Raw genomic sequence first — 2,143 nt, 5'->3', positions numbered from 1 at the left:
TAAAGGTTGCCCAATCGAGGGGCATGTTGGTCAGTCCAAAGCGGTTTCCTCCGCAGTGGGCCGGATGGGGTTCAACGTGCAAGATGCGCTCACCCGTTGTGGTGGCTTTGGTTTCTTTGTTGCCAAAGCCTGCGTCAGTTTTGCTGGTGAAGATGCGGTATCCAGCATAGCCCACCACATCGGCCCACTCAAGCACCAGGCCGGCAGCGCGGTCATGGAGCTTCAAGACGTGCGAGTCATAGCCCTCGGTCAGCGGGTCTTCAATGCGCTTGATCTTGTCATGCGCAATCAAGATAATGCCCATGCTCTTTTGGGCGCGGAGCACTTCCAGGCCAGACAACAAGTTGCGCCACTCTTCGGCTGCAGCCACATAACCCTTACCAAAGCCAGGCGCCTCGATGTTCTTCCAATTGTTTTGCTTGCACACATAGTCTTGGACCATGGGCTCGAGCCAATCCAGCGAATCAATGAACAGCGTCTTAAAGTCATGCTCGCTGCTGATCAAAGTCTCAATGGCTGCGTAAACCTCGGCCAGGCTTGACGCCAAGGGGAAGGCGTTGGCGTCAACGGCGTCGGCGCCGTCCTCGGTCAGGATGCCAATGGCGTTGGGCGCCATGGCTGCAAAGGTTGTCTTGCCAATCTTGCCCTGGCCAACAATGACAATTTTGGGGGCGCGAACACGGCGGGTCTTGGATATGGACTTAAGGTCAAACATTTTCGTCTTTCAAAGTGATGGATGGTTTTGCGGGTTTGCTGGTGATAAATTGGGCGGCTGCAGAGTAAGCCACCGGGTCCAGTTCGGACAAGGCTCGGAGGTTTTTTAGTTCAACATCAGCCTTCCAGCGAAATGCTCGCTGGGCGTTGACCGGCAACTGATCAAAGGCTGCAGTCAATTTGTCAGTGTCAACCGTGCGGTTGAGTTTCCAGGTGATGCTGAATTCTTCATCGTTGTGGGTGCCTTCACCAGATGCTGGTTTTGCAAACAGGGCGACCATCTTAGCCTCAATGGCCAGGCGGTCTTGTTTGGCTGCGTCTTCAGCGGCCTTGGCCACTTTGAGGGCGGCGGTTAATTCGGTAATCGTCATTTCATTGCTCCTTTGTAAACTCGACTTTTTACATATGCTGACATTTGTGCATCAGTCATGCGCGTTGTGATGGGTGGAACGTAAGTGCTTGGCGGGTAAACAAACTCTTTTGTTTTGTTCCACTCAGCGGCAATTTGCTTTGCGTGCTCTTCGTCTGTTACCACCGCGCCAGGCTTGGCGGGGAACGTCAGCACATTCAAACCATTGCGGTTCATCACGCCCCACCAGCCCATATCGCCACCAAGGCTTTCGGCACGGTAAGGCGGGAACGCAAAATACTTAGCGGGTAAAGCAGTCATTGATTTACTCCTTTGTGTATTTAAGGGCGGCGGCTTCCAAGTTGTCCACCAGGTATTGCAAAAGCAGATGGCCAATGTCAACGTCACCAACGTAAGCGTTAACAAGCACACATTCTGCAACTCGGTCAGGCTCATAGAGCAAGCCCATAGAGTCGGTTGAACCAAACTCGGCAGGGATGTAATCAAAAAAACAGGTTAGCTCGACACCTTCACAGTCAAGGTTGACCTCAAGCAACCCCTCGGGGCAGGGCGGTGAGATGCTCATGGTTGTGTGCTCCAAGCTGCCACCAGTGCGGCGGCGTTATAGGGGATGGGGGTGACGGTGGACAAGTACAGACCTTTGCCGCGGAGCTTGCGGCCCCAGTCGTCTGTTGCCTTGGTGTTGCACAGTTCACGGCGCCTGACGGCGTTGTAGACCTGGTGCTGGGTAAAGTTGGCGTTAACCAGTTCTTCCATGGTGCGCGGCTCTTGGCAGAAGTCTTGAAGTTCGGTCATGCGTCACCCCTCGCTATCAGCATTGCGTCTGCCATCAGGTATGCGGCGTGGGCCGTGTCTTCAAAGTCCATGTCCTGCCGCCAACCTGAGTCTGACAAAAAGGACTGCATAGCTTTAGCGGCCATGTAGTCTCTCAACGACATGCCAAGCTGGTCGGTCAAGTGTGGGTTGGGAAATGCGTTCATGCTGACCACCATGCGACCAGCAAGGCAGCCAGGCCAACACCAATGGCGGTGGCGGTAAAAATGTCAAGGAGTTTTTGTT

At 54.0% G+C, this 2,143-nt stretch carries 6 protein-coding genes; all 6 read right to left on the bottom strand.

Annotated elements, in window-relative coordinates; all coding sequences use genetic code 11:
* A partial coding sequence (locus AC9UEO_RS12845; RefSeq protein ID WP_509534199.1) for an ATP-binding protein occupies window positions 1-715 on the bottom strand: 715 nt, incomplete at its 3' end.
* Entirely contained in the window at window positions 708-1,085 is a 378-nt protein-coding gene (locus tag AC9UEO_RS12840) for a DUF7173 family protein (protein WP_509534196.1), read from the bottom strand. The genes AC9UEO_RS12840 and AC9UEO_RS12845, both read right to left, overlap by 8 nt.
* The gene (locus tag AC9UEO_RS12835; protein ID WP_509534194.1) at window positions 1,082-1,384 is read right to left on the bottom strand and encodes a hypothetical protein; all 303 of its coding nucleotides are present in this window, start codon (window positions 1,382-1,384) and stop codon (window positions 1,082-1,084) included. The genes AC9UEO_RS12840 and AC9UEO_RS12835 overlap by 4 nt, the downstream gene beginning before the upstream one ends.
* Before the next feature lie 4 nt (window positions 1,385-1,388).
* A complete protein-coding gene (locus AC9UEO_RS12830) occupies window positions 1,389-1,649 on the bottom strand; it encodes a hypothetical protein (RefSeq protein WP_509534191.1) in 261 nt (86 codons plus the stop codon).
* A complete protein-coding gene (locus AC9UEO_RS12825) occupies window positions 1,646-1,879 on the bottom strand; it encodes a hypothetical protein (protein ID WP_509534188.1) in 234 nt (77 codons plus the stop codon). The genes AC9UEO_RS12830 and AC9UEO_RS12825 overlap by 4 nt, the downstream gene beginning before the upstream one ends.
* The gene (locus AC9UEO_RS12820) at window positions 1,876-2,064 is read right to left on the bottom strand and encodes a hypothetical protein (protein WP_509534185.1); all 189 of its coding nucleotides are present in this window, start codon (window positions 2,062-2,064) and stop codon (window positions 1,876-1,878) included. The genes AC9UEO_RS12825 and AC9UEO_RS12820 overlap by 4 nt, the downstream gene beginning before the upstream one ends.
* Between the last annotated feature and the right edge of the window lie 79 nt (window positions 2,065-2,143).

Source organism: Limnohabitans sp., from assembly GCF_040401495.1.
GTDB lineage: Bacteria > Pseudomonadota > Gammaproteobacteria > Burkholderiales > Burkholderiaceae_C > Limnohabitans.
The sequence above is the reverse complement of the archived record's forward strand: the minus strand, read 5'-3'. Positions and strand labels throughout refer to the sequence as shown.

Coding starts and splice junctions, on each gene's coding strand:
- AC9UEO_RS12825 (WP_509534188.1), bottom strand. CDS start 1,879: ATGACCGAACTTCAAGACTTCTGCCAAGAGCCGCGCACCATGGAAGAA.
- AC9UEO_RS12820 (WP_509534185.1), bottom strand. CDS start 2,064: ATGAACGCATTTCCCAACCCACACTTGACCGACCAGCTTGGCATGTCG.
- AC9UEO_RS12830 (WP_509534191.1), bottom strand. CDS start 1,649: ATGAGCATCTCACCGCCCTGCCCCGAGGGGTTGCTTGAGGTCAACCTT.
- AC9UEO_RS12835 (WP_509534194.1), bottom strand. CDS start 1,384: ATGACTGCTTTACCCGCTAAGTATTTTGCGTTCCCGCCTTACCGTGCC.
- AC9UEO_RS12840 (WP_509534196.1), bottom strand. CDS start 1,085: ATGACGATTACCGAATTAACCGCCGCCCTCAAAGTGGCCAAGGCCGCT.